The 5,978-nt window shown below is 78.0% G+C and carries 5 protein-coding genes; 4 read left to right on the top strand and 1 reads right to left on the bottom strand.

All coding sequences use genetic code 11. The features are described from left to right. Positions 1-708, top strand: a 708-nt coding sequence (locus tag EF903_RS27285) for a (Fe-S)-binding protein (protein ID WP_148142582.1), incomplete at its 5' end; no start/stop codon positions are given. Between the two features lie 85 nt (positions 709-793). Then, positions 794-1,786, top strand: a complete 993-nt coding sequence (locus EF903_RS27280) for a DMT family transporter (protein WP_260615996.1) — start codon at positions 794-796, stop codon at positions 1,784-1,786. 25 nt (positions 1,787-1,811) lie between these two features. Here the strand turns inward: EF903_RS27280 and EF903_RS27275 are convergent, their stop codons facing one another. Then, positions 1,812-3,425, bottom strand: coding sequence for a CocE/NonD family hydrolase (locus tag EF903_RS27275; RefSeq protein WP_125547563.1), 1,614 nt, complete (start codon positions 3,423-3,425; stop codon positions 1,812-1,814). Positions 3,426-3,785: 360 nt separating this feature from the next. Between EF903_RS27275 and EF903_RS27270 the strand changes: the two genes are divergently transcribed. Beyond that, on the top strand, positions 3,786-4,586 hold the full coding sequence (locus tag EF903_RS27270; RefSeq protein ID WP_185902845.1) for a TIGR03084 family metal-binding protein: 801 nt from the start codon (positions 3,786-3,788) through the stop codon (positions 4,584-4,586). Positions 4,587-4,726: 140 nt separating this feature from the next. Then, a partial coding sequence (locus EF903_RS27265; protein ID WP_399421802.1) for an acyclic terpene utilization AtuA family protein occupies positions 4,727-5,978 on the top strand: 1,252 nt, incomplete at its 3' end.

Below are 5,978 nucleotides of genomic sequence, written 5' to 3'. Positions count from 1 at the left end.
ACCGAGTACCTGGCGCCGCAGGCCGGGCGGGCGGCCGTCGCGGTGCTGGAGGCGGCCGGGCTGCGGGTCGGGGTGCCGCGGGGGCGGGTGTGCTGCGGGCTGACGTACGTGTCCACCGGCCGCCTGGACCGGGCCCGCGCCGTGCTGCGCCGCACCCTGGACGCGGTCGGCCCGGTCCGCCGGCCGGTCGTCGTCCTGGAGCCGAGCTGTGCGGCCGCCCTGCGCGCCGACCTGCCGGCGCTGCTGCCGGGCGACCCGCGGGCGGAACGCCTCGCCGCGGCCGTGCGGACGTTCGCCGAGGCGCTCCAGGAGTACGCGCCCGACTGGCGGCCCCCGCGCGTGGACCGGCCGGCGGTCGGGCAGACCCACTGCCACCAGCACGCCGTCCTCGGCGACGCCGCCGACCGGCGGCTGCGCGCGCTGGCCGGGCTGGAGGGCGGGCTCAGCGGCGGTTGCTGCGGCCTCGCCGGGAACTTCGGCTTCGAGCGCGGGCACCTGGAGGTGTCGCGGGCCTGCGCCGAGGAGCAGCTGCTGCCGTCGCTGCGCGCCGCCCCGCCGGGCGCGGTCGTCCTGGCCGACGGGTTCTCCTGCCGGACGCAGATCGCCGAGCTGGGCGGCGGGGCGCGCGCCGTCCACCTGGCCGAGGCCCTGGCCGGCGCCCTGCCGGAGCGGAATCCTCAGCAGGGGCAGCCGGAGCGACCGCTGTAAGGAAGCACATGCTGCGACGCTCCTTACGGGGGCCTAGGCTGGAGGGATGCCCGTACCACCCGCCGGCCCTTCGGCAGCAAGCTCAGTGCCCCACTCCGCCCCCGCCCGCCCGGCCGGCCGCGAGGCCGGCCCCGCGGGCACGCCCGCCGGCCCCGCCGCCTGCGCCGGTCCGGAACCGGAAGCCGCGGCGGCCGCCGTGTCCGCCCCGGCCGCGGGCCGCGGCGCCCGCCTCGGCCCGGTCGCCCTGGTCGTGGCCGCGGGCGTCTCCGTGCAGTTCGGCGCCGCCCTCGCCGTCGTGATCATGCCGCGGGCGGGGGCATCGGGCGTGGTGGCGCTGCGCCTCGCGGCGGCCGCGCTGGTGCTGCTGCTCCTGTGCCGCCCGAAGGTCCGCGGGTACACGCGCGCCGACTGGGGCACCGTCGTCGCCTTCGGGGTGGCCATGGCCGGCATGAACGGGCTCTTCTACCAGGCCATCGACCGGATCCCGCTCGGCCCGGCCGTCACCCTGGAGGTGCTCGGCCCCCTCGTGCTGTCCGTCGTCGCCTCCCGCCGCCTGGTCAACCTGCTGTGGGCCGCGCTGGCCCTGGCCGGCGTCGCCCTGCTCGCCGGGCACGGCGGGGGCGGCTTCGGCGGCCTCGACCCGCTCGGCGCCGCCTTCGCGGTCGGCGCGGGCGCGATGTGGGCGGCGTACATCGTCTTCAGCGCCCGCACCGGCCGCCGCTTCCCGCAGGCGGACGGCCTGGCCCTCGCCATGGCCGTCGCCGCGGTCCTCGTCCTCCCGCTGGGCGTGGCCGAGGCCGGCTCCGCGCTGCTGGAGCCGGGCACGCTGGCGCTGGGCGCGGGCGTCGCCGTGCTGTCCTCGGTGCTGCCGTACACCCTCGAACTGCTCGCGCTGCGCCGGCTCCCGGCCCCGACCTTCGCGGTCCTGATGAGCCTGGAGCCGGCCATCGCGGCGACCGCCGGGTTCCTCGTCCTCGGGCAGGCGCTCGGCGCGCTCGACGCCCTCGCCATCGCGCTGGTCATCGCGGCGAGCATGGGCGCGGTCCGCTCCCGCGCGGGCGTGGACCGGCCCGCCTGACCGCCGCGGCCCGGCAGCCGCGCCGTCAGCCCAGCGGCAGCTCCAGGTACGACGGCGTCGCCTCCGGGGAGGTGAAGGCCAGCGTGGCGCGCGGCGGGTTGACGTCCCCGTAGAACGGGTCGCGGGCGGCCGCCACCAGCATCAGCCGGTTCCCGCGCGGCACGTCGTACGCGGTCGCCTGGAGCTCGACGTCCGCGACGACCAGGCTGCCCGGGGCCGAGTCCAGGTCGGCGTACGGGGCGTGCGTGACGAGGCGGCCCGTCCCGTCCGGCGCCACGTCCAGCAGGTACGCGACGAACCCGGAGCGGGGGTTCGCCGTCCGGTACGTGACCCGCAGCCGGGGCGTGCCGCGCAGCCGGGCCGTCTCCGGCTCCGGGTCCGCCACCCACACCGCGGCGACGGCCCGGTCGATCTCCCCGGTCGGGTACGTCCGCGGCAGGCCCGCCAGCTCCGCGTCCGCGGACCGGGCGACCGCGTCGGCGACGACCGCCGGCGTGTCGACCCCGCACACGGCGCCCGCGCTCCAGCCCGCCTCGGGCGCGTCGGCCAGTTCGCCGCCGTCGGCCAGGTAGAGGCGGCGGACGTGGTCGGTGACGGACGGCCAGGTGGGGCGGGGCTCCAGGGTCCGGGACCACATGACCTCGCCGAGCACCTCGCCCTCCTCGCCGATGCCGTTCGCGGCACCCTGGAGGTGGTGGTCGAACCAGCGGTGCGCGGTGGCCCAGATCCGGTTCGGCAGCCCGGCGAGCCCTGCCGCCTCCGGGCCCGCGTGGTCGCCGACGGACAGGTCGATCCGCTTCGGCCCGGCCAGCTCCTCGAACAGCCGCAGCGTCTGGTTGACGGGGAAGAGCGTCTCGTGCCAGGCGTGCGAGAAGTAGACCGGCACCCGCCGCCGCGCGAGCTCCTTGGCGTGCACGGACGGCGAGCGCTGCGCCGCCCAGCGCAGCACCGCCCCGATGTCGCGGCCCGCCGCGACGTCCTCGAAGACGCTCTGCGCGCGCGGGCTCAGGCGGGCCCGGCCGGCGGACCGCAGCAGCGCCTCGACGGCGGCGGTGTGCCGGGTCCGGTTCTCGACGAGGACCTCGCCGAGGTCGCACCAGCCGCTGAGCGCGGCCACCGCGTCGACCCGGCTGTCGTGGGCGGCCGTGAGCAGGGCGATGGCCGCGCCGTACCCCTCGCCGAGGAACCCGATGCGGCTGACGGGCCCGGCGGTGCGCTCCACGAGGTGGTCCAGGGCGCGGCTGCCGTCGGCGGTGTCGAGCGGCCCGGCCACGTCCGCCTCGCCCTCGGAGTCGCCGAACCCGCGGGCGCTGTAGGCGAGGACGTTGTACCCGCGGGCCGCGAACACGCTCGCCTGGACGGCGTACGCGAGCCAGCCGAGGTCGCTCCACGGCGAGGGCATCACGACGACGGGCCGCGGGGCGCTGCCGGGGTGCCGCCACAGGGCGCCGTCCAGGAGGTGTCCCTCGGCCCCGGCGACCTTGACGCGGCCGAAGGAGGCGGCGGCGCGGCAGTCGGCGGCCTGGGCGGCGCGGGCGGGCGGCAGGCCGTCGGTGTCGCCGCTCTCCAGAGCGGCGGTGAACGCGGAGAGGGCGGTCGCGTCGAGGTCGGGGTGGAGCGAGAAGTCGGCTGGGGTCACGGCTTGTTCATCCTCTGCGTCGGTGACGTGGACGTGCGTCGGGTGACGTGGACGGCGGTGCGGTGCGGTGCCGGGGCCCGGCCGGGCCGGGAGCGGGGGGCCGAAGCGTTCAGTATCCGTACCGCTACGGCACGTGTTCGCGCCTTCGCGGTGTACGGCCGGATCCCGGCCCCCGCGCGTACGGGGCCGCGGCCCGGGGCACCTGCCGGATCCGTGTCGCGGGCCCAAGTCCGGCAGGGTGCGCGGTCGTTGCCGCCTCTGGCGGGAACGCGGTGTTCTTCCGCCAAATCATGCAAGCATGCTTGATTGTTTTGCCGCGCGCTGCCACTCTTCCCCTCACGCCGAGAGGGGAGCCCCGTCGTGCCACTCGATCCGCCCGCCGCCGTCCTCGCCGATCTGCGCGAGGAGGGCCTGGAAGTCGAAGCCCTCGTCAGCGGTCTTCCGGACGCCGCCTGGGCGAAGCCCACGCCCGCCCCCCGCTGGACCGTCGCCCACCAGATAGCCCACCTGCACTGGACCGACCGGGCCGCCCTGGTCTCCCTCACGGACGGGCCCGGCTTCGCCCGCCTCGTCGAGGCCGCCCTGCGCTCCCCGGCGACCTTCGTGGACGAGGGCGCCGAGGAGGGCGCCGCGCTGGCGCCGGCGCAACTGCTGGCCCGCTGGCGCGCCACCCGCGCCGAACTCGACGGCGCCCTTGCGGCGGCCCCGGCCGACGCCCGGTTCCCCTGGTACGGGCCGCCGATGAAGGCCGCGTCGATGGCGAGCGCCCGCCTGATGGAGACCTGGGCCCACGGCCTGGACATCGCGGACGCCCTCGGCGTGCGCCGCGCCCCGACCGCCCGGCTGCGGCACGTCGCCCGGATCGGGGTGCGGGCCCGCGACTACGCCTTCTCCGTGCGGGAACTCGCGCCGCCCGCGGAGGAGTTCCGCGTCGAACTGGTCCCGCCGGACGGCGGGGAGCCGTGGGTGTACGGGCCGCCGGACGCCGCCCAGCGCGTGACCGGGCCCGCCCTGGACTTCTGCCTGCTGGTCACCCGGCGCGCCCACCGCGCAGACCTCGCCCTGGCGGCCGAGGGCGCCGACGCCGACCGCTGGCTGGACGCGGCCCAGGCCTTCGCCGGCCCCCCGGGACCGGGCCGCGCACCCCGGACCGCCCGGTGACGGGCGCCGGACCGGGCGCCGCGGCCGGACCGGGCGCCGCGGGCGGACCGGGCGGCGCGGGCGGACCGGTGCCCCGGCGCCCGCTGCGCATCGGGAACGCCTCCGGCTTCTACGGGGACCGCTTCGAGGCCCTGCGGGAGATGCTCACCGGCGGCCCGCTGGACGTCCTGACCGGGGACTACCTGGCCGAACTGACCATGCTGATCCTCGGCCGGGACCGGCTGAAGGACCCGGCCGCAGGCTACGCGAAAACGTTCCTGCGGCAGTTGGAGGACTGCCTGGGCCTCGCCCACGAGCGGGGCGTGCGGATCGTCGCGAACGCGGGGGGCCTCAATCCGGCCGGGCTGGCCGAAGCGGTCCGCGGACTCGCCGCCGGGGCCGGCGTCCCGGTCTCCGTCGCGCACGTCGAGGGCGACGACCTGATGCCCTGGGGCGAGGGCGCGCTGACCGCCAACGCCTACCTCGGCGGCGCCGGGATCACGGCCTGCCTGCGCGCGGGCGCCGACATCGTGGTCACGGGCCGGGTCACGGACGCGGCCCTGGTCTCCGGCCCGGCCGCCTGGTGGTTCGACTGGGCGGCCGACGACCACGACCGGCTCGCCGGGGCCGTCGTCGCGGGCCACGTCCTGGAGTGCGGCACGCAGGCCACCGGCGGGAACTACCCGTTCTTCACCGCGCACGACGTGCGGCGCCCCGGCTTCCCCCTCGCCGAGATCGCGGAGGACGGCTCCTGCGTGATCACCAAGCACCCGGGGACGGGCGGCGCGGTCACCGTCGGCACGGTCACGGCCCAACTCCTGTACGAGACGCAGGGCGCCCGCTACCGGGGCCCGGACGTCACCGCCCGGCTGGACACCGTCCGCCTCTCGGACGCCGGACCCGACCGGGTCGCCGTCACCGGCACGGCGGGGGAGCCGCCGCCGGACACCCTCAAGGTGGGGGTGACCCGCATCGGCGGCTGGCGCAACGAGGTCGTCTTCGTCCTGACGGGCCTGGACATCGAGGCGAAGGCGGCCCTCGTCCGGGAGCAACTGGCGGACGCACTGGCCCCGGTGGCCACCGCGCGGTGGACGCTCGCCCGCACCGACCACGAGGACGCCGACACGCAGGAGGCGGCGAGCGCCCTGCTGCGGCTGGCGGTCCGCGACCCGTCGGCCGAGCGGGTGGGACGGGCCCTGACCTCGGCCGCCGTCGAACTGGCCCTCGGCAGCTACCCCGGCTTCCACGTGACCGCCCCGCCCGGGCCGGCCCAGCCGTACGGGGTGTTCGAGGCCGGCGCCGTCCCCGCCCACGCGGTCCCCGCGGTCGCGGTCCTCGCGGACGGCACCCGCATCCCGGTCCCCGCGGCCGGCCGGACGCGGGGACCGGGATGCGGGTGCCGTCCGCGAGGAC

It is taken from the genome of Streptomyces sp. WAC05292 (assembly GCF_003949955.1).
In the GTDB taxonomy this organism is placed as follows: domain Bacteria; phylum Actinomycetota; class Actinomycetes; order Streptomycetales; family Streptomycetaceae; genus Streptomyces; species Streptomyces globosus.
This window is presented reverse-complemented; position numbering and strand designations above follow the sequence as displayed.